The organism is Yokenella regensburgei ATCC 49455, from assembly GCF_000735455.1.
Lineage (GTDB): Bacteria > Pseudomonadota > Gammaproteobacteria > Enterobacterales > Enterobacteriaceae > Yokenella > Yokenella regensburgei.
The window spans coordinates 15,677-35,510 of the sequence record NZ_JMPS01000016.1 but is presented as its reverse complement, the minus strand read 5'-3'; the positions used below and the strand labels follow the sequence as shown (position 1 = coordinate 35,510).

Here is a 19,834-nt window from a genome sequence, read left to right as displayed (position 1 = left end):
GGTTTAACTGTTATCACCAGGACGAGAGAGTTATCATGACACCACATACCACTGAACGTCTGCCGGACGGCGGAACCCCGTGCATCCTGAACGCCTCAGCCAGGGCAAGGACCGCCGCAGAACTGGAACAAAAAGGCAATTATGGCGAAGCTGCCCGATGGTGGCGGATGGCGGCAGAGTCCGCCCGCAATCCACGCCAGCAGCACTGGCATGAGTCCCGGGCCAGCCTGTGTGAACGCCGTCACCAGGGCCAGCTGTCACAGCCTGAGCGCTAAAGCCACTACCGGAGCGGCATACATGCGATACCTTTCCCTGAGACTCATCACCACCCTGCCCGTGCTGTTAACGCCACTGGTCCGGGCGGACACTGCCCTTCGAAGCGTCAAATATGGTGGTGCATACCGATGACCTGAGCGGTCTTTACGACGGGATGTCGCAAAGCGGTACGACCCTGGTGTTACACAACACTGGCCCCGGGGCCTGCATGTTTCCGCCGCGCCCGGCCTTAATCTTCAGCGATGCTTCATATCACCCGATGCTCGTTGAGCGACGCACCGTCCGGGGCATGAATCCCGGTCAGGTGCTGCCGCCGGTGATAGTGCCTGCCGATCGCGAGTTGCAGATACTGTTGCGCTGGTTGTCCAGTGATGCGTTTGACGGTGGTAACTGTATCCGGACAGCGTTTGTTTCGATGGACCTGGCAGGTGGCACGCTGACGGTGCCTTTTGACAGCCAGATGTGTGCGGCGAAAGGGAGTACCGGCTATTACTCGCAGTCGCTGACAGGTACGCCGTAAGCGAGTTGGGGATGAAAATCGGTTACCTGCTTCGATTGTCATTTTTGCGGTGACCGTAGCCCTGCTGTTGTGGTTCCCCCGGGATTGCATGGTTAGTTTCACTTATGTATTATCCCGCTCCTGGTCCTTTAGCTCAGGTGGTCAGAGCGTGCGACTCATAATCGCCCGGTTGCGGGACCAGGGCCGACTTCGCTCAGCAGGCAGAGCTACTGACCTGTAATCAGCAGGTCACCCGTTCGATGCCGGTAGTCGGCACCATGCACTGTTAGCTCAGATGGACAGAGCGTTGTCCTCCGGAGGCAAAGGCCACTGGTTCAACTCCAGTACAGTGCACCATGCGTTTATCGTATAATGGCTGTTATCTCAGCCTTTCGGGCTGATGATGCGGGTTTGATTCCAGCTGACCGCTCCAGTTAACGCTTTTGAATGGGCGCTGCTTTTTGCAAAATTGCTGTGTAAAAATACTGACCTTTGGGTTCAGCGCTCATCCAAAAGCATCTCGTTAAAATCCAGTTAACCAGGGGTGGTTTGTTGGATGAGATGCCTCAAATTCATATGCCTCGTTCTGGTGAGTTTTTTATGCCCAGGTATTGCCAGTCTCTTTCTCCCGCCGGGATAAATGAATCCCACTATGCACGGGGGCGTAAACAGCGAAGACGGGTTGTTATTTATCCGGTTCGGGACATCCGTTAGTGGGCCAGGTGGCAGACCAAAGACTCACAGAGGCACTCCACGCCGCAACACTTTGAGTATGCTGAACATTGTCTGGTGGCAATACAACCACGGACGGTCTGAAATAATGTTATTAGCCCTGCCCGCAGACGCGGTATCGTGGGGGCTGCTGCCGGGACCGGGCACTAAAAAGTGCGGCACCGGGAGCTGGTGGCGTAGTGGGGAAAGCGACGCACTAATAAAAAGACGGGCGCTCAGGCTACCCGGTGGTGACTGCCCTGACGGGGCTGTATCACAGCTTTTCCGTTAACAGTGACCCCGTTATAATCCCCGTATGAAAAAGAATCTCACAGCATTACCTCCCGAAGAATCACTGGCTGACCTGGCGCATTTTGCCTGGTGTGCGCTGGTGGGATTACGGCTGGCTCAGCAGGACGGCCAGGCACGTTCACCGCTGACCATTCACACTTTTCTGGTCCGCTGGCTGGCGGATGTGCAGAAACAACGCCGGTTCCCGCGCTCTGTTGCCTCTGATATTGACAGTTTATTGCGTCTGGGGCGAATGAAAGGTCCTGCTGCGGGTTTAGAGCAGCGGCTGCAATACCTCTGGCAGTCCTGCACGGAGCCGGTTTCGCAGCAGTCGGATTTGTTTCGCCTGACCCATGCGATTGAGTACCTGAAATCACAGGGCTGGGTCAATGCCGTGGTGGCGGACGAAGAGTGGGTTCCAGAAACGCTGTTCGCCGAATACGCGGACGTATCTGCGCTACTGGTCAGAAAGTCCGAGCTGCAGCGCCATTTTACTGAAGAGGGTAAGCAGTCCGCACCAGTGGCGTTTATCGTTGCTGGAGAGGTGCGTGTTGCCAGCGATGCGTTTGATGCGCGGGAACTGCGGTATGTCATTCGGGAGCAGCATGCAGGCTGGTGTGTTCTGGCGTTGGTGCCGTCAGCGCAAGCCTCCGGCTATGCAGTACAGGCTCCCTGAGCGCAGGCACGATGACGTCAATGTAAAGGAAGGGCTGATGGGACAAATCGATTATCAGATTGAAAAGTACCATTTTACCGAAGCAACAGAGCCACAGCGGTTAACCCGTCAGTGGGCCGATGTGCTGAATGAATGTTGCCAGCTAAAAGCCGGTCCGGAAGAACGGCTGCGTATTGCCCTGCTGAACGTTGATTATGTCACCAGCTTTGAACTGCCTTTCCGGTTAGTGTTGATACGCACGCCGCAGCTGATTGCCGGTTTGCGTGAAGGACTCTGGCTCAGCCAGAAGAACGTTATCTTCAACGGTAAGCACTATGGCTGCCTCTGGAGCTGGGCACCGTGTCCGATGCGTTTCAGTATCGTCTGGTGACCCTTATCCGGCGGGAATGTCCGGAAGGCACGACGGCGGCACCTTATCAGCAGATTGCCAGGGATGTGAAAACGCCACGTGAACGACTCCGGCTGGCGCTGGAGAGCGGACTGTCGGTGACTGCACTGGATGCGCTATTCTGGTTTGATTGCCAGCGTATCGCCGCAGAGGTGCTGCGTCTGCGCAAAACGGGGATGAGGATTGCCACATCGGAGACGGAGGTGTTTGACTCGCTGACCGGAACCACCCGCCGGGTGCCGGTTTACCTGCTGTGAATCCCACTGCTGCAGGTGTTCATTTTCATGGTTCTGGGATAGCGCTGTGAAAAAAATCGGATATCTGCGTGAATTCCCCCTCAGCACACAGAGCCTGGCTACCTGGTCACAGTGCACTTCCACGTTCTCTTCCCCTTCATCTTGTTTCAGTCGCAAAAACTCAGTTGTTTTAACATTCAGCATTCTGCTGAAACATACTGTTAACTCTTTGCCCTTGTGGGGTTAATTTACCGTGCGTAGTATTCGCGACGTGTACAGGAGAGACAAGCCGCCACTAGCTCAGCAGGACAGAGCCGGTGACACTGATGTTGCAGGTGCGGGGTTCAAGGCCCCGGTGGCAGTCCATTCTGGCTTTTCGGCCTGCGATGAAGGGTTAACCCGGAGTGGCCGGAAAGCCCATTCGCATGAGTGCGGGTATGCTAACCCGGATATTAAATCCCCTGACGCCTGCATACTTCGCACTCAGCCGAATGTAACGACATTATCGATAAGCACACGGTTCCCGGGGACCTCTGGCATGCGGGCCAGGTGGCGGCATGCAGTGTGTTTATCCATCATGTTTTTCAAACCGATTTTTGATGCGAGGATTACAGGGGGAAAGGATGTTACCTGCTGAACGAATTTTTCATGCTTTACCTGCTGGTATCGCTAGGTGCCTGCAACTCGTCCTTAACGCTGGTTTGTTGCTGCTGGGGCTGATACTGGTCGCGTTTCTTGCAAAGGAAACCTTGCACCTGGGCAACGTGTTGTTTCAGCCAGCTGCAGAGAACAGTAAGTACAGCCTGGTGGCAGGGCTGATGGTGTACTTTCTGTACTTTGAGTTTATCGCGCTCATCGTGAAGTACTTTCAGGCGGGGTACCATTTCCCGCTGCGGTACATCATCTATATCGGTATTACCGCTATCGTCAGGCTGATTATTGTGGAGCATCCGTCCTCGCACGATGTACTGCTCTATACTGGTGATGGTCATGACGCTGTGGCTGTGTAATTCGCCGCGACTGAAGCGAGAATAACGATGGCTGCAGGCTGTTATGAGGTTGCGGCAGGAGTGTGGTGAGAACGGTATCGTTGTGCACCATACCGGGTGGTGCAAAAACTTGGCACCCGCAGTCTACCGTTGTCAGGGGCGGGACGTGCTTTTACATCATTTACATCAGGGAAATGCATATGCAAAAGACGTTTATGTTGGGATTATGCTTTATCATCGGTAGCGCCTGCAGTCTGGCTGAGGCGGCAGAGCACAATAAGCTCACAAACCCTGCCGCTGGTGTGGTCTGTGATGCGTACGTTCGCGCTGATGCGACGGGGATTTCAGCTACGCTGACGACATACCTGGGCGCGAAAAAAAGGTCAGCAACTGGCTGCGCAGGGCGCATTTGACTGCACGGCGTTTACGTTTGCTAATGGTGTTTACTGCGACACGAAAGAAAAGGTGTGTCGTAAGGACCGGTACTTTGGTGCCGATGGTAAACTGTCAGGTGCGATTGACAAGAAGACCACAGCGCTGTTGTTTGCGCCATGATGAGTAGGGGCCTGGCGGATCCCGGTATTTTTAGTTTTGACAGCGCTCGCTTACGTCGTTTAGTCCTTCGTTTTCCTTTTTGAATGACACAAATTTCCCCTCATCACTCAACTGGATTATGTACAGGCTGTCAAAATCATCGCTTTTCCATTGCGGGATTTGTTCTGGATCGCCTCCGGTTCGTTTTACCATTGCTTTCGCGGCCACTACCAGGTTTTTCTGCTCCCAGAAAACGAATATCCGCTTGTCCTGGTTATTGGGCAACAGAAGTTCGCCGACCAGTTCGTCCGTTTGTGTGGCATGGTATTTCAGAATCACCGGCCTCTCTGCCCGGATAGCCGTGGGGAGAATGGTGGTCAGCGGACGCAGGGAACTGCCGGTTTTGTTTTCTTTTGGTGCGGAAGCATAAATAGCATCAGGCATTCCAAAGCGTGGCAGTAGTACTGATGGCAGTGCCAGAGCACGATTAAACCCTTTGCAGGTCATTTGACCGGTAGGCGTGACAGGTTTTTCTCCATGACGGAGAAAGATGACTGTTGTGTCTGCCTGTACAGTAAAAACAGTCAACAACAGAGAGCCAGAAGCCACCAGTAAGGCACGGCGCAATGCAGATTTTAATGTCTTCATAATCAGACTACGTATTTATTCATGAAAGTATCGAAATGATGTTCATGCTTAGTATAAACGAATTGGCAACAAAGCTTATTTTTATTGTGTTGGTTTTGATTTTTATTGCTATGCAATAAAAATCAATGGCTGAAAATGATGTTTTGTATTTCTGATTGTATTTAATGGCGTGCACGTAGACATATTTTTATCCTGCCCGGTGACGGGGTGGATGTGTTTTATTGTTTTAATGAAATAATATTCTACAAGTGAAGGTGGGGATAGGCTTTGTAGGCGTCTTTGTGCTGTTGTGATGGCGTTTATCAGATTTATCTCAATTTATCCGTGTGGTTACAAATTGAAGTAAAATCACATTTTGTGATCTCGTGTTGATCTTTAGTTCTGTTTTATTGCAAATAAATAGTGTAATGATCTATCATGATCAGGATAAAATCGGACGCGCTGAACGTCCAGAATCGGTTCGTGGTGTCAGGCCATCGTTGCGAATTAACTGTCAGGTGAATGCTTAAAAGTGAGCCCGGGATTTCATCCAATACCGGGGTGCATTTGCTGATCTGCCTGTTTTAATTTTTTGCTTTTTGACGAAATCGAGTGAGAGGAATATGAGTAAAAATAAGGACAGATCTTCTGTCGCGCCGAAAGAAAGAATTAATATTAAATATGTTCCTGCGACCGGCGGTCAATAGGCAGAGGTTGAATTACCATTAACTCTGATGGTTATCGGTGACCTGAAAGGGCGAACAGAAGAAACGCCGATTGAAGAACGTCAGACGGTGTCGCTGGACAAGAATAATTTCAATGCCGTCATGCGGGAAAGCAAAATTGATCTCGCTTTTAATGTGCCAAATCGTCTGGAAGACGAAAGCGAAGATGACCTGCCTGTTCATCAGAACATTTCTTCTCTTGCTGATTTCTCCCCGGACAACCTTGCGCAGCAGGTCCCTGAGTTACGTAAATTGCTGGAGTTGCGTGAGGCGCTGGTTGCGTTCAAGGGGCCGCTGGGGAATATCCCGTCATTCCGTAACCGTCTGCAGGATTTGCTTGCCAGTCCCGATGCCCGTGAACAGCTACTCAAAGAGCTGGATCTTATTAAACCAGAAGAATAATGCGACGACAGTAAGGGAAAAATTATGTCTGTTACCGAAAAAAAAACCGCACTGACGTTGCCGGGGACGTCTTCCTCTCTGCTTGACGAAATCATGGCGCAGGCCCGTATTACGCCCGTCGATGAAGGCTATAACGTCGCAAAGCAGGGCATCACTTCGCTGATACCCGACGATAACAATAAGTGGGCAGATCGCTGATAACGGCATGGATACGGGCCAGTGCTTCAGTATCATCAGGCTTGCGCTTGAGCCGACGATCCTGCCAGTCCTTCGACCGACGGGCCATGGCATGCAGTTGCGCACGTGACACCCGGAGGCAACGACTGACAAGGCTTATTCGCCATCCTCCGGCAACAAGGGCACGTGCGCTATCCACTTTTTTTGTCGACCATATTCAACAGCTTCTTTAAGCAGCTCGTTTTCCATGGTTTTCTTGCCCAGCAGGCGCTGCAGCTCTTTGATTTGCTTCATCGCAGACACCAGCTCCGACGCGGGTACAACCTGTTCTCCTGCGGCAACGGCTGTGAGGCTGCCTTCCTGATACTGCTTACGCCACAGGAACAGCTGACTGGCCGCGACACCATGCTGACGGGCGACCAGCGACACGGTCATTCCGGGCTCAAGGCTCTGCTGAACAATGGCGATTTTTTCCTGAACACTTCGCCGTCTGCGCTTCTCTGGACCTAAAACATCAATCATCCGGACTCCAACGACTAGTCTAAAAACTAGTATTAAGACTATCACTAACTTAAGTGATACCAACTGTCTGGAGATTCATGGGGCCAGTCTAATGCCCATCCGGTTTCAGTGCGTGTTAATCAGAAAAAAACGAGTCACGCAGGGGCGACGTCCGCGAAAAAGAACACCAGAGATAAACAGAAATCTGAAAATGGCAGGACGTTACCACTCAAAAAATGAAGTAAGGGATTCGGCGCAGGACTGATGTAGATCGCCCTGTGCTGCCATTCTCCCACTGTTCCCTGCCAGCAGTGAGTTAAGGTCAACAAGGTTATCCGGCAGGAGTAAAAACAGGAACAGAAGGTGTCGATGCATTCTGCTCACTCTCTGTGTACGCATTCTGGCTTTTATCAGGACGGCTGTCAGTGGTTGTAAAGTAAGCAGTTATACCGGCTCAGACTGAAGCCGGAGTTTTACCTGGATTTTCAGACTGTTGAAAATCTAAAATGGTTTTTTCAGACCCTGGGCTATCTCTGACAGTGACGGATCCCATTCTTCCTCAGAGCATGGGGGCCATTCAGTTTGATATAGCTCTTGCTCATGCATTGCATGTTTTAGCGATTCAGTCACGAGTGCCGGTAGTTCCAGTACCTCCTGTGGGATATTCACATCAGCCAGATCCCGATGAAGCACAAACAATTTCTCAGCAAAAGAAAGCTGGGATATCCGGGCAGGCATCCAGCCCGTCCGGGAGAAAACTAATTGATTAAGTGCATCAAATCCTTTCATGGGAGCCCAGACTGAGGGGTGTTTGTTGCGGTATCGCATGATGAGGATGTCCAGCCTCAGAAATTGTTCCGCCCGAAGCCATGATTGGAGTGCGGGGATGAAATCCTCCTCTGAAGACCACTTTCGATATCTGGCGATGTTCCTGGCGTGCTGGGTGAAAAGTGATTTTAGTTTATGTAGTTCCATTCTAAACGCCTTTGATTCTTTGCTTATGGAAATCAAAAGAGTAACGACGGGAGTGGTAACTGCACCAGACGTAATCTGGCACCCATTCTGAGACTGTGCGTCCCGGGCGTCTTTGCGCATGGTTAATGATCTGCTGATAAGCAGAGCAGTTGACTGCCTGTTCTAAAGGCGAAGAAAGCTCCGGGGAGCGAGTAGCCTGGCAGGCCAGAGTAAAAAAAATGCACACACAGTAAGAAGACCGAAAAACGTGTGTGCAGCCAGCACATGATGATATATCAACAGATATCCAGTACAGTTATCCTGCGACTGTACTGGATATGGCGAAAGGGAACTAACGCATACAAAGTAACAATCTGAACGGGAGCCACGGTGGTCAATTGTGGCAGCGGCACTGTCACGGTTAGCGGTAATAAGGCGAATATATGCGCAGACAGATATGAACATGCCGCAATTGATAATGAGAAACACTGCTTCATGCCCATAGGATGACACAACGTGCTGTGCCTTTGCCATCATAAGTAATGAACCGACAGATGAATAATGTAAACGGGAGTGCGTGAAGTCAACATCAATCTGGTAGCAGTAGCGGTCACGCATATAATCAACTCCAGTCGATTGAGTTTGACAAAGAAAGGCAGAGACATTTTGAGGCTGGCGCAATGCAAACAGCGTAGAAAGTGTTACACCTGACCAACCAGATTATGTGGTACCGGGTAACCGGTCAGAACAATTGCGGTCAGTAATACCGGGGGAGATCACGAGGTAACATAGATGATGAATGACATTATTGTATTTTGGGGAGCGTATTATTGTAGTCGGCTTTTCTCCACGCAATATGATAATTTATTATCTGCGCGTAGTTTGTTGATCCTCCTTCACTGTTGGTTTCTATTGGTAATTGTCATTAAGCGGAACTAAAATCTGTATTTTTCTGTGAATATAAAAAGTCCGTATATCTACATACTGGCAACGCTAATGATTTCAACCTTAATGAGAAAATAATGCACACTGAGTCAGTGAACGGAAGGTTGCGGATAAAAATATAAAATGAAAATGATGCGATATCCGTCAAATAAATTATTGTACCGATAACTGCCCAGGAAATTGTACGCCAGTCGCCATCAGTAATTAGTCATCGATGTTCCGGCGCAGAATTTCCGTCGCGTTCATCATACATCTCCTGAAGTCGTTGCCGGACTGCGTTTAATAAATGACGAAGTTCTTCCTCCTCCCGACTGGAGGGCGACGCAAAGACCTGGTGGGCAAAGTTGACTGCATTTAGCGCGTTAGTCAGATCGTCATTACTCATTCTTTTTCCGCCAGAAGGGTTTTGGATGAATATTTTAAACTAACCGTCAGGACTCTGTCTGATATAAATATTGTTATTCGCCCAGACTCATGAGTAAAAAGAAAACAGAAATCACCATCAGTAAAATAAATAAACCGACAACACCGGTAATAAAAAGGTCATGTAACATAGCCACTATCCTGTCGTGTGTTGATGAATCCTTGCGGATATTCTGTAAATGCTTCACATTCGGCAGTACCGTTCAGCCCGAAGCCTGTGTGTAAGGATAACCGGCTTCGGGTATCACGCTGACATCACCATCAGAAACGGTAACCTACCCCGAGGTTCCAGCCGTTGGTGTCCAGACTGCCGCTGGTGTGGTCGCTGCTGAAATCTGAACCTTCATAGCCAACGGTAATATTGATGTCTGCGCGTGGTGTGATCTGGAATCCGGTATCCGGTATGTGTCCTGACGGGAGACCGCTGGCGTCAACCCGATTTATTTAAGGTCTGTTGATATGTCTGGACAGTGACTTTTCCCCGTTGTTAAGTCTTCCGCCAGGCATAAAGTTGAGCGGTTGTCTGTGAGGATTCTGAAGGGGGATGAGAATGGCTGAATTAAGCGTGGGAGTACTGGAGTATGAGACGAGCGTAACACACGGAAGGCGGCAACGTGCCAGCCGCGAACAACAGCAGTTGCAGACGCTGCTGGATATCGGGACGTTTCGTGAGCGTATGCAGCGCCTGGCAGACAATCTGACGGCGTGGCTGGAGGGACATGAAGTCACTATTACCGTGCGGGAAATGGTGCCTGTCGCGACGGCGGGTGCATATACCATCCCCGGCATTGTCCTTCACTGTGGTCGCAACTGGGCCGGTTTCACCCCACAGGCGCTGTTCAGCGTGAAAGGCGGCATTCAGCTTAAGGGTGAAGTCACGCTGGCAGTTGATAATTCCCGTCACTGTCCACGCACCGAAAAATACATGCTTTGTATACCGGGGCACCTGTTATCCACTGCGGACTGGGCGATACACCCTGATGGCAGGACTCCGGACAAAGGGAAAGTGCTGACCCGCGAGTTGCTGATGGCCGCCATCGCACCGTTATTTGACCATGCGGTATGAGCCGACCCCGTATGGCCCGGATGTTCTGTTGGATGAAAACAATAAAAGGGAGTAGCCTGGTATGCGTTCATCTGATTTTCCAGGAATAAAAACGTTATATGGTATTCCGCTTATTGCTGCGTTGCTGTTTTTCACCGGCTGTGCTGTTCGCCCCGCAGACCAGAGTGCCGTGCTCCTTGAGAGTCCGGTACAGACGGATACCGTACAGGCACTGAAGCGAATGGAGCACAGTGAGGGCAGCAGCAAAACCAGCTGGCAGTTACTCGCCATCCGGGCACTGCTCGGGGAGGGAAAAAGCGGGCAGGCCAGTAATCTGCTCAACCAGTTGCCGCAAAAAATGAATGATGCTCAGCATCAGGAGCAGTTACTGCTGGCCGCAGCATCCGGCGGCCAGGCTGTTGCCCGTTGCGCTGCTCAACGACATGAACGTTCGTCCGACATCGGTGCGTAAGGTTGCCCTGATGCTCCCCCTGAGCGGTCCGTCGGGCCGGTTTGGTCGTGCGATTCAACAGGGCTCTGAGGCTGAAAAGAAAGCATCCCCATCTGCTCAGCCGTCAGCGCTGACGCTTTATGACACCGCTGCGACGCCGGTGACACAGCTACTGTCGCAGGCACTACGCTGGTCGTGGGGCCGCTGTTAAAAAATCACGTGGAGGAGGTGCTCAGCCGCAACACCGCGCTGAACGTACCTGCTGAAGCAGTGGGACGCGCTGAACCTTCCGGAACAACCGGTCAACAGGGATAACCTCTGTTATTTTGCGTTGTCTCCGGAAGATGAAGCCCTCGGTGCCGCACGCCATATTCAACAGCAGGGTAAACGACCGTCTGTCGGCTTGGCAATGTTGTATGGGCAATGGACCGCTAAGCACTCTGATCCATTTTTTCTGGAGGGCGTCATAGCTGATCTTAAAGATAGCGATCGCCATCGGCATCGTTGCTGTGGTTTATATTCTCGTGATGTTGATTTTGGACTGTTTCGGTTGCTGAAAACCGCCGTGACTGAATCAAACCTGTATATGCGAACGGTCAACAGTAAGCAGACCGACATTTGTTACTGAAAACCGGTATCTGTTATTTGACAAACTGACCTCCCGTTCCTGAATGTTAATTATCCGGCTAAGGATGTTTAAAAATTAACGTAATTCAGTCTGCTATAAGGAACGTAAGGAAATGAACAACAACATGATGAAAGTGGTACTGGCCGAAGTCCTCGGCACCTTCTGGCTGGTGCTGGGAGGATGTGGCAGCGCGGTGCTGGCTGCGGATTTTCCAGGCCTCGGGATTGGGTTCGTGGGTGTGTCGCTCGCCTTTGGTCTGACGGTAGTAACGATGGCGTATGCTGTCGGTCATATTTCCGGCGGACACTTTAACCCGGCAGTATCGCTGGGACTGTGGGCGGCGGGGCGTTTCCCAGCGTCGCAACTGCCGGGGTACATGATTGCGCAGGTGGCTGGTGGTCTGCTCGGGGCTGGCGTGCTGTATATGGTGGCTTCAGGTCTTCCGGAGTTTGATGTCCACGCCGGATTTGCCAGCAATGGTTTTGGCGCGCATTCTCCTGGCGGTTATCCGCTGATGCCGGTCATTCTTACCGAAGTGGTGCTGACAGCGATGTTTGTGCTGGTCATTACTGGCGTCACCAGTCAACGCGCACCGGTGGGTTTTGCGCCGCTGGCCATTGGCCTGTGCCTGACGCTGATCCATCTCATTTCTATTCCTGTGGACAACACCTCAGTTAACCCGGCCCGCTCGACAGCGGTGGCGCTGTTTACCGGTGGTGAGTTTGTTTCTCAGCTGTGGGTATTCTGGCTGGCTCCGCTGGTGGGTGGTTTGCTTGGCGGTACGCTGGGCAAGATTATGTATTCTTCGGGGCAGGAAGTCTGATTCATCATCGCCACATAACGGCGTGTGATGTGGCGATGATGTTCTTTTATGGAGAGTCGCTCGTAAAAAATGATTTCCCTTGCGGGTCGTCCAGTTCACAGGAGACGCTCATGAGTTTCTCAGTCCCTTTCCTTTCTCTTCGTGGCGGACTGCTGTTTCTGACTGCCGCATTGTTATCCTTCAGCTCGCCACATACCGCCACCTCCAGGGGGCTCACTGCGGCACCGGTATGTTCACCCGCTGAAGCCAGGTTGCGCCGCGATCTGCTGGAAGCCCAGCGGCGTTTTGCGTTGCTACGTGCTAAAAATTTCCGTTTACGTCAGCAATTGCTGTGGACCGAAATGAAACGCGATGCTGCAAAGGCACAACTATGGGCAGTGCGCGATAAATCTGTAACCGGCGATATCGACGATCTAACCCGTACAGATACGATGGCGTTAACCGTACGGGAATGGCAGGAGTACGAACCGCAGGACTTGCGATATGAGCTACCGTTACGACCCGAAATACGCCACGGAGAAGAAAGTCGATGAGAGCCTCATACTGTTGCGGCAAAGTTACGATGTTTATTTGAAGTAAATCACGTTTAATTTCTGTTTTACATTCAGTAGCAAAAAACTAACGTGATTGTATAAATGATAATACTGACGCGATCACCTGACTCAGTACTTCAGCACCTGACCTCAATACCTGCCATCCTGGCGATCGCCAGGGTGCAATGCAATGGAACAAAACCCTATTGCCTGGCTGTGCACATTCGCATACGCCACTGTTGGCACACACTAAAAAAACGCGTCAATATGAGTTCGCCGGAACCTTACCGTATTCCGATGATTCCGGCTATTTCATTCGCGCTTCTCGCACGGGTTATTTCTTACATCAGGAGATGTCTCCACTGGCGGCTGTGCTAACATGCCGTGCCGTCAGTTCATACCTGCTGGAAACGTGAACGTGTGACGTGCGAAATCACAATAATTAATCAGTCAGTAACTCCGGGAAAGAAGGAGGCCATTAATGGCTACGAGAAGAAAATACCTGACACAGAGTGAGGTGGAAAGCCTGCTGGAAGCAGCAAAAACGTCGGGCAACCCGGAACGGGATTATTGTCTTATCTACATGAGTTTCATTCACGGTTTTCGGGTGAGCGAGGTGAGGTACCTGCGGTTGTCAGACCTGGATTTGAAGGAAGGTAGCCTGTATATCCATCGCCTCAAACAGGGATTCAGCACCAGTCATCCGCTACTGGGGAAAGAGGTGAGGGCGATAAAGGCCTGGCTGAAGGTACGGTGTACCATGCCGGGAGTGGAGAGCGACTGGCTGTTTGTGTCGCGAAAGGGGACTCCACTTAGCCGACAGCGTATCTATAACCTGATTCAACGGCTCGGGGAGAAGGCGGGACTTTCGTTATGCTCGCATCCGCACATGCTCCGGCATGCATGTGGATTTGCGCTGGCCGATCGTGGAATAGATACACGACTGATTCAGGACTATCTGGGACACCGAAATATCAGGCACACTGTGCGCTACACGGCCAGTAATGCAGAAAGATTCGAGGGGGTGTGGCAGTTAAAAAATAAGCGAAAAAAGGTTCATTTAGGACCAAACTGTAACTATTTTAGTTCAGCCTGGTCATTTTTCCACACTAAAAAAGTTAGAAAATTCGCTTCAACTTGCAACACAATGTAAATAAAGTAAATTTGCGTGGATGCGCACCAACTTAATCACCTGATAAACCTCAGTTTAATACCGTTACAATCTTCTTCATCCCCCTGCTCACCCCGACATAAAAAACGGTTTCTACCCACCTGTTCGTAAAGGAAAGTCCATTTTCCTTTCAGTTCGATAATGTTGGACTAATTATCCATGAATTCCTGTTATTCCAGTTTCTTTGTCTTTTAATTCCATTTGGTTGTCAAAATGGTCCTAAATGTAAACCTATCAGCCCTTTTTTTAACGGCGAACCCGAGGAGTCCTGAGTGATAAATACGCGTCAGTTGGTGTTTTGTGCATCCCTGTTATTGAGTGGTATGTGCCTGAGTGGCGCTGTCCATGCAGGTGGGATTTCACTTGGAGGGACTCGCCTGATTTTTGATGGTTCAAATGATGCGGCCACGATGTCGGTAAACAATGGCTCCACGGGAACCTGGCTGATGCGCTTCTGGGTGTCGCCGTATGGTGATAAGGGAAATGATGTGGCAGCTACTGGTGGGAAAGACAGGGCTGCTGCCAGTCTTCCTTTTGTGGTCACTCCACCACTTTATCGCCTTGATCCGCAGGGCGCAGTGGAGTTGCGTGTCAACCGCGTCAGTGAGTCTCTGCCTGCAGACCGGGAGTCTGTCTACTATCTAAACTCTCTGGCGATCCCCCCGAAGAAAGGTGATAAAGGGTATTCGAAGGCGGTAACGAGCGGTATGCAGTTTGCTGTCAATACCCGTATTAAGCTGATTTATCGCCCGGCGGCGCTGAAGGACGCGGCCGTGGTCAAGGCCCTGCCCGGTAAACTGACAGCAAGTGCAGATGGCAAAACGCTGACGATCAAAAATCCGACTCCTTACTATATAACGATGGTGTCACTGGCGGTAAACGGTAAGGCCGTTGCAGCAGACATGGACACCATGGTGGCGCCGTTCGGAACCCTGTCGGTACCGTCTTCGGTTGCACACGGCAAACTGACGTATTTCACCGTGGATGATCGTGGTGCGCGCACGCCAGTGACGGAAAAAAACTTCTGATACACCTGCCCGTGAAAGGCATTGCTGAGCGAAGCACGTTATGAGAAAGCAATGGTCTGAAGTCTCTGTAAGAAGAAGTAGGGCGGTGTTACACCCTGCGGGTGGGAGGCTTTCCCTGTGTGCGCTGGCGGTGATGATGTCAGTTGCCAGTGCGCAGGGGATGGGGGCTGATGCTGTGCCTGCCGGAACACCGGCCGTGTCAGGCGGAGGTGGAGATCAGGCGCTCACATTCGACGATGACTTTATGTCCATGGCCGACGGTGGCAAGGGAAAAGGAAAGGATCACGTTGACCTGAGCTACTTCGCTCACCGCGGCGGGATGATGCCGGGCGATTACCCGGTGCAGGTCAAGGTGAACGATAAAATGGTCGATGATGGGCGGATGCTGACGTTTCGCTCGTGGCCCGACCAGCCCGGAAAGCTCTATGCCTGTGTGACGCGTGACATGCTGACGGAGTGGGGCGTGAAGTCTGAGGAGCCAAAGGCGGTCGCTGCGGGAAAAACACCGCCGGCGACTGACGCCCCCGTTGCGGCGGTAGCGCCCGCGGCAACGGGGGCGTCAGCCAGTGCTGACTGCCCGGTCGGGGGGGTGGTGTCGATGGTGCCCTGGTCATCAGAGAAGTTTGATTACAACAAAAAATTACTGGCGATCACGGTTCCCCAGGCGTCGCTGGGGGCGGTGTCAGAGATGCGCACTCCGCCGTCACGCTGGGATGAGGGTATCCCAGCTCTGCTGATGAATTACAACTACAGCGGCAGTCAGCAGAGTAATCAGGGTGAGCGTAATGGCAGTGATTTTCTCAGTCTTAACGGACAGCTGAATGTTATGGGCTGGCGGGTGCGCAGTGGATTGGCCTGGCACCGTTCAGACAGAGGCGGCAGCGACTGGAATACGCAGGATGTGTATGCCCAGCACGATTACAGTTTTATGCGCGGCGGACAGTTTTCGGTTGGTCGCCTGACGTCAGATGGCAGTGTGGTGGACTCGGTCCCCTTCACCGGCGTCACGATGGCGTCGGATACGGGGATGCTGAATCCCTCGGCAACCGGATATAAGCCAGCCATCACCGGGATTGCAAATTCGCCTGCAACCGTAACGGTGCGACAGTTCGGGAAGGTTATCTACCAGCAAAACGTGCCCCAGGGGCCGTTTGCCCTGACGGATTTTAACCGCAGCGGTAACGGTGATGTGGAGGTTGAAATTCGTGAGGCGGATGGCAGCGTCCGGCGTTTCACGATGTCCTCGGCGGTGGCACCCATGCTGATGAATGCCGGCGAGATGGGTTACAGCATGTCGGCGGGGCAGGCACAAAATACGGGCAGTGGTAACAGTCGTCTATCCACATCGTTTGCACAGGGGAACCTGTCATACGGAACGGGCGGAAATACCAGTCTGCTGGCGGGGATGCTGTTGTCGCAGGACTATCAGCAGATATCGGCAGGCGGCGGGTGGTACTCGGGACTGCTGGGTGCTTTCTCGCTGACCTCCTCACTGTCTGCCATGCGACTTTCGTCGTTTCCGGGCGAGCACGGGCAACTGACCGGGGTGTCCTCACAGTTCACCTGGTCGCGGAACATTGGTGGAGCCACGGTAGGTATGGCTGCCACCCGCTACGGCTCAAAGAATTTCCACACCTACAGTGATGCCCTGGGGATGACCCCGGATACGCTGAGGAGCGGAAACGGACAGAGGGCCAGTTATCAGGTGTCGCTGTCCCGCTCGCTGGGCGTGTTCGGCAGTCTGACGCTGACCGGGAATCAGACGCAGTACTGGGGAGGCGAAGCCACCCAGAGAGGGTACACCGTCAGCTACAGCACCACGGTGAAGGATGTCGGTATTTCTCTGGCTGCCGGGCTGAATACCACGGCGGGGACGTCCGGGAGCGGGCAGGGTGGCTTCAGTCAGGGGCCACGAAACGACCGCAGCATGACGCTGAACATTTCCCTGCCGCTCGCGAAATGGCTGGGTGGCAGCAGTGCGATGTCCGGCAACTACATGTACTCCCGTTATAACGGCCGGGCGAATCAGCAGGCCGGTGTGAGCGGGTCGGCGCTGGACAGCAAGGTTAACTACAGTGCGTCCACGGGCTGGGGTGACTCTGACAGCAGCAATACCAGTGTGGGCTACAGCGGGAAATATGCCGCCATGAGCGCAGGATACAACATGTCGGGCAGTGATAATCATGGCTGGAGTTACGGCATGAGTGGCGCGGTGCTGGTGCATCCGCAGGGGATAACGCTGGCCAAATCGCTCTCGCTGGACGGGGCGAATGCCCTGATTGAGTTACCGGGTGTGGGCGGTGTACGCATTGCAGGTGTGGAAACGGACTGGCGGGGCTATGCCGTGGTGTCGGGGCTGACACCGTACGATCTGAATAAGCTCAGTGTGAATATGACCAACCTGCCGGGGAACGTTGAGGTGGACAGCAGCAGTAAGGCGACAGTGCCCACCCGCGGTTCGGTGGTCAGGGTGCGCTTCACGGGCTCCCAGGGGTACAGGGTGCTCTTTACCCTGGCGAGAGCGGCAGGGGGTGACATTCCGTTTGGTGCGGTGGTGTCACTGAAGAAACAGGATAAGCAGGCACCGGAACACACCGGCATTGTCGGTGACAGCGGTCAGGCCTATATGTCCGGTCTGCCAGACAAAGGGAAGCTTCTGGTGACCTGGGCGGACGGAAGTGATGGTCGCTGTACGGCGGATTACAGTCTGCCGCAGGGGGCGGATGAGAAGCGTCTGAGTCAGGTGACGGCGACCTGTCGCTGAGGAGAGAAAAGTGAAGAAACGCAAGAGCACGGCGGGCGTTGTGATGCGCCTCTGGCTGGCCGGCGGGCTGCTGGCAGGGATAAGCCCAGTATACAGCCAGGCAGCGGAAGATACCCTGACAGCACAGAAGACCCCGCCGGTGGCGGTGGTGTTTGGTGTGCGCTCCCTGGCCCCGGAGACCCCCGTGAGTAACCAGCAGGCATTTGTGTCAAAGGAAGTGACGTTACCGGATGTGGCCTGTGCGGCCTGCGAGGCCAGCAGTACTCACTGGGAAAGTGCCTGGGTGGTCTCGGGGGCGGACGCAATGAAAACGGAGTCGCGCCCGGAAACCGGCTGGTATGTGTTTTCGAGTGGCCTGAAAGGTATCGGAGTCGGGATTCAGACCAGCCTGAAGGATAAGGCGCGTCGCAGGAGCAGTGGTAGCGGAAATCACCTGGAAAATCCGGGTGACATGACGGTGGGGCTGCTCAGGCTTGAGCAGAACACCGGCGCAGGTCTGGTCGCACTGCCGCCGGCACAGTTTAAGCGCATCACGACGTTTTACGATGCGGCGGGGCGTGAGGTTTACGCTCAGGAAGATACCGTGCAGGTCTCAGCAGACCTGACGGTCCCGACCTGTACCAGCACATCGGAAAGCCTGAGCTTCACGATGCCGGATATTTCGCAGGTGTGGCTGAAGCGCAATGTGCAGGCGGGTCACTACACGGACACGCTGATGTCACCTCCACAACTGGTTGTGGCAAACTGCTCGGAGAACACCCAGACCCTGCGTATCCGGTTTATCCCTCAGGGCAGTGTAACGGATTCCATCGAGGGGCGCGACACGATTCTGGTCGGCCGGGATGATGTATCGGGTGAGGATACGGGGACGGGCTACCTGATGAAGTACGATGCGCAGGCCTTTGGTCAGCGCCGGGAGGGGGTGGTGCAGTGGAGTCGGCAGTCGCCGGTAGTGCTGACGAACCCTCATCCGTCATCGACAGGAGATGAGCTGACTCAGGGGATTACCGTCTCGCTGCAGGCGTACTATGCCCGGGCGCAGAATAATCTGGACGTCACGGCCGGAAACATTACGGCCAAGGGCATATATCAGGTCTCCTATGACTGATGGCTGGCAGGGTCGATACCCCAAAAGCAGGTCAGGCAGGCTCAGCGGTATAAAAGGTTCAGGGGGCGAGGAGTCAGTATGCTGATGAAACAGATGATGCGGTTTACCAGGACGCTGCGTGAAGTGGCCGCGGGTGGACTTCCGGGGTTGCTGCTTTGTGTGCTGGTTATGGTCATAGCCCGTACCCAGGATGCACCGGCCGCAGAGACGTGGCTGCCATCGCGGGATATCACCATTACCGGCCGGGTGATTGCCCCTTCGTGTCAGGCTCATATGGATACGGATACGCTGACCTTCGGCACCCAAAAAACAGATGGCAGTCGATCATCTGCATCGCGCGGTGATGGTGATGATAGTCGGCAGGTGCTTAACCTGCAACTGAGCGAGTGTGAATTTAACGGTCTGGGCCTGAAGTTCAAAGCTGAAGCGCAGGGCGAACATCCGGAGCGGGGCATACTGCGTCGACAGGAAGACAGTGCGGTGAGTCAGCAGATGTATTATACGCTGGGGCCTCAGAAGGCGACCGCTCAGCTGGATAATCTCCTGCAGACCCTGTCACCGGATTCTGCGGCCCTGGTAAAAGATGCTCAGGGTGATACGTACTTCCGTCTCAATCAGGACGAGTACTGGTTCGACATGAACGCCACTCTGAAGGACGGCGAGGTGATGAACATCCCTCTGGTGGTGCAGGTTCACCACAGTGATGACAGCCCGCAAAAGGAAAACCGTGACAGGCAACGAAATACAGAAGGTGATTTGAGTGCGAATTTTACCCTGCAATTGTCATGGCGGTAATAACAGAGAAATACCGATGTCGGCATTTCATTGTGTCGCCGTAATTAATCTATTAATACATGAAGATTTGAAGTCTGGTGTTATTTGAATGCAGGCTAATGCGTTTTTTTAATGTCGAATGTGTCGGTGTGTGT

At 52.9% G+C, this 19,834-nt stretch carries 15 protein-coding genes, 3 tRNA genes and 6 pseudogenes; 21 read left to right on the top strand and 3 right to left on the bottom strand.

Annotated elements, in window-relative coordinates:
- Positions 1 to 35: 35 nt before the first annotated feature.
- From GYRE_RS03905 to GYRE_RS25160, 9 genes and pseudogenes are all read left to right on the top strand, one after another.
- Positions 36 to 275, top strand: coding sequence for an ANR family transcriptional regulator (locus tag GYRE_RS03905; protein WP_038253160.1), 240 nt, complete (start codon positions 36 to 38; stop codon positions 273 to 275).
- 113 nt (positions 276 to 388) lie between these two features.
- Positions 389 to 796, top strand: coding sequence for a hypothetical protein (locus tag GYRE_RS03900; protein WP_038253157.1), 408 nt, complete (start codon positions 389 to 391; stop codon positions 794 to 796).
- A 182-nt stretch (positions 797 to 978) separates the two neighbouring features.
- Positions 979 to 1,054 (top strand) — tRNA-Thr (locus GYRE_RS03895).
- Position 1,055: 1 nt separating this feature from the next.
- A tRNA-Arg gene (locus GYRE_RS03890) sits at positions 1,056 to 1,132 on the top strand.
- A 1-nt stretch (position 1,133) separates the two neighbouring features.
- Positions 1,134 to 1,208 (top strand) — tRNA-Glu (locus tag GYRE_RS24420).
- A gap of 594 nt (positions 1,209 to 1,802) precedes the next feature.
- Positions 1,803 to 2,453 carry a DUF2913 family protein gene (locus tag GYRE_RS23480; protein WP_072009039.1) on the top strand — a complete coding sequence of 217 codons (651 nt, stop codon included), beginning with the start codon at positions 1,803 to 1,805 and terminating at the stop codon, positions 2,451 to 2,453.
- Between the two features lie 34 nt (positions 2,454 to 2,487).
- Positions 2,488 to 3,098, top strand: a pseudogene (locus tag GYRE_RS03880) (ECs1377 family protein).
- Between the two features lie 602 nt (positions 3,099 to 3,700).
- Positions 3,701 to 4,112: pseudogene (locus GYRE_RS03875) on the top strand (phosphate-starvation-inducible protein PsiE).
- A 344-nt stretch (positions 4,113 to 4,456) separates the two neighbouring features.
- Complete coding sequence (locus GYRE_RS25160) at positions 4,457 to 4,621, top strand: YcgJ family protein (RefSeq protein WP_309300358.1); 165 nt, start codon at positions 4,457 to 4,459, stop codon at positions 4,619 to 4,621.
- 30 nt (positions 4,622 to 4,651) lie between these two features.
- On the opposite strand, the gene GYRE_RS03865 is transcribed toward GYRE_RS25160, so the two are convergent.
- The gene (locus GYRE_RS03865; protein ID WP_051860912.1) at positions 4,652 to 5,248 is read right to left on the bottom strand and encodes a hypothetical protein; all 597 of its coding nucleotides are present in this window, start codon (positions 5,246 to 5,248) and stop codon (positions 4,652 to 4,654) included.
- Positions 5,249 to 5,850: 602 nt separating this feature from the next.
- Between GYRE_RS03865 and tssB the strand changes: the two are divergent.
- Both tssB and GYRE_RS24415 read left to right on the top strand, forming a co-directional pair.
- Positions 5,851 to 6,354, top strand: a pseudogene (gene tssB, locus GYRE_RS03860) (type VI secretion system contractile sheath small subunit).
- A gap of 24 nt (positions 6,355 to 6,378) precedes the next feature.
- Positions 6,379 to 6,519: pseudogene (locus tag GYRE_RS24415) on the top strand (hypothetical protein); the annotation flags it as partial.
- Here the strand turns inward: GYRE_RS24415 and GYRE_RS24185 are convergent.
- Positions 6,512 to 7,053, bottom strand: a pseudogene (locus tag GYRE_RS24185) (transposase); the annotation flags it as partial. The pseudogenes GYRE_RS24415 and GYRE_RS24185 sit on opposite strands and share 8 nt — an antisense overlap.
- A 480-nt stretch (positions 7,054 to 7,533) precedes the next feature.
- The gene (locus GYRE_RS03850; RefSeq protein ID WP_167829714.1) at positions 7,534 to 8,007 is read right to left on the bottom strand and encodes an ECs1072 family phage-associated protein; all 474 of its coding nucleotides are present in this window, start codon (positions 8,005 to 8,007) and stop codon (positions 7,534 to 7,536) included.
- Between the two features lie 1,897 nt (positions 8,008 to 9,904).
- On the opposite strand from GYRE_RS03850, the gene GYRE_RS03845 reads away from it, so the two are divergent.
- The 10 genes and pseudogenes from GYRE_RS03845 to GYRE_RS03795 all read left to right on the top strand — a co-directional run bounded on the left by GYRE_RS03845 (position 9,905) and on the right by GYRE_RS03795 (position 19,700).
- Entirely contained in the window at positions 9,905 to 10,420 is a 516-nt protein-coding gene (locus GYRE_RS03845) for a hypothetical protein (protein WP_038253148.1), read from the top strand.
- Between the two features lie 61 nt (positions 10,421 to 10,481).
- Positions 10,482 to 10,871 (top strand): hypothetical protein, encoded by a 390-nt coding sequence (locus GYRE_RS24925; RefSeq protein ID WP_038253145.1) that lies wholly within the window; start codon positions 10,482 to 10,484, stop codon positions 10,869 to 10,871.
- A pseudogene (locus tag GYRE_RS25260) lies at positions 10,795 to 11,241 on the top strand (penicillin-binding protein activator); the annotation flags it as partial. The gene GYRE_RS24925 and the pseudogene GYRE_RS25260, both read left to right, overlap by 77 nt.
- A gap of 364 nt (positions 11,242 to 11,605) precedes the next feature.
- Positions 11,606 to 12,301, top strand: a complete 696-nt coding sequence (gene aqpZ / locus GYRE_RS03830; protein ID WP_038253218.1) for an aquaporin Z — start codon at positions 11,606 to 11,608, stop codon at positions 12,299 to 12,301.
- Positions 12,302 to 12,411: 110 nt separating this feature from the next.
- On the top strand, positions 12,412 to 12,834 hold the full coding sequence (locus GYRE_RS03825) for a hypothetical protein (protein ID WP_038253139.1): 423 nt from the start codon (positions 12,412 to 12,414) through the stop codon (positions 12,832 to 12,834).
- A gap of 481 nt (positions 12,835 to 13,315) precedes the next feature.
- Complete coding sequence (locus GYRE_RS03820; protein WP_081874623.1) at positions 13,316 to 13,987, top strand: tyrosine-type DNA invertase; 672 nt, start codon at positions 13,316 to 13,318, stop codon at positions 13,985 to 13,987.
- A gap of 290 nt (positions 13,988 to 14,277) precedes the next feature.
- Positions 14,278 to 15,033, top strand: a complete 756-nt coding sequence (locus tag GYRE_RS03815; RefSeq protein ID WP_146748695.1) for a fimbrial biogenesis chaperone — start codon at positions 14,278 to 14,280, stop codon at positions 15,031 to 15,033.
- 85 nt (positions 15,034 to 15,118) lie between these two features.
- Positions 15,119 to 17,797: a fimbria/pilus outer membrane usher protein gene (locus tag GYRE_RS03810; protein WP_167829713.1), complete on the top strand. Its 2,679-nt coding sequence runs from the start codon at positions 15,119 to 15,121 to the stop codon at positions 17,795 to 17,797.
- A 10-nt stretch (positions 17,798 to 17,807) separates the two neighbouring features.
- Positions 17,808 to 18,905, top strand: coding sequence for a hypothetical protein (locus GYRE_RS03800; protein WP_051860910.1), 1,098 nt, complete (start codon positions 17,808 to 17,810; stop codon positions 18,903 to 18,905).
- Positions 18,906 to 18,983: 78 nt separating this feature from the next.
- The gene (locus GYRE_RS03795; RefSeq protein ID WP_038253128.1) at positions 18,984 to 19,700 is read left to right on the top strand and encodes a hypothetical protein; all 717 of its coding nucleotides are present in this window, start codon (positions 18,984 to 18,986) and stop codon (positions 19,698 to 19,700) included.
- Positions 19,701 to 19,834 lie beyond the last annotated feature (134 nt).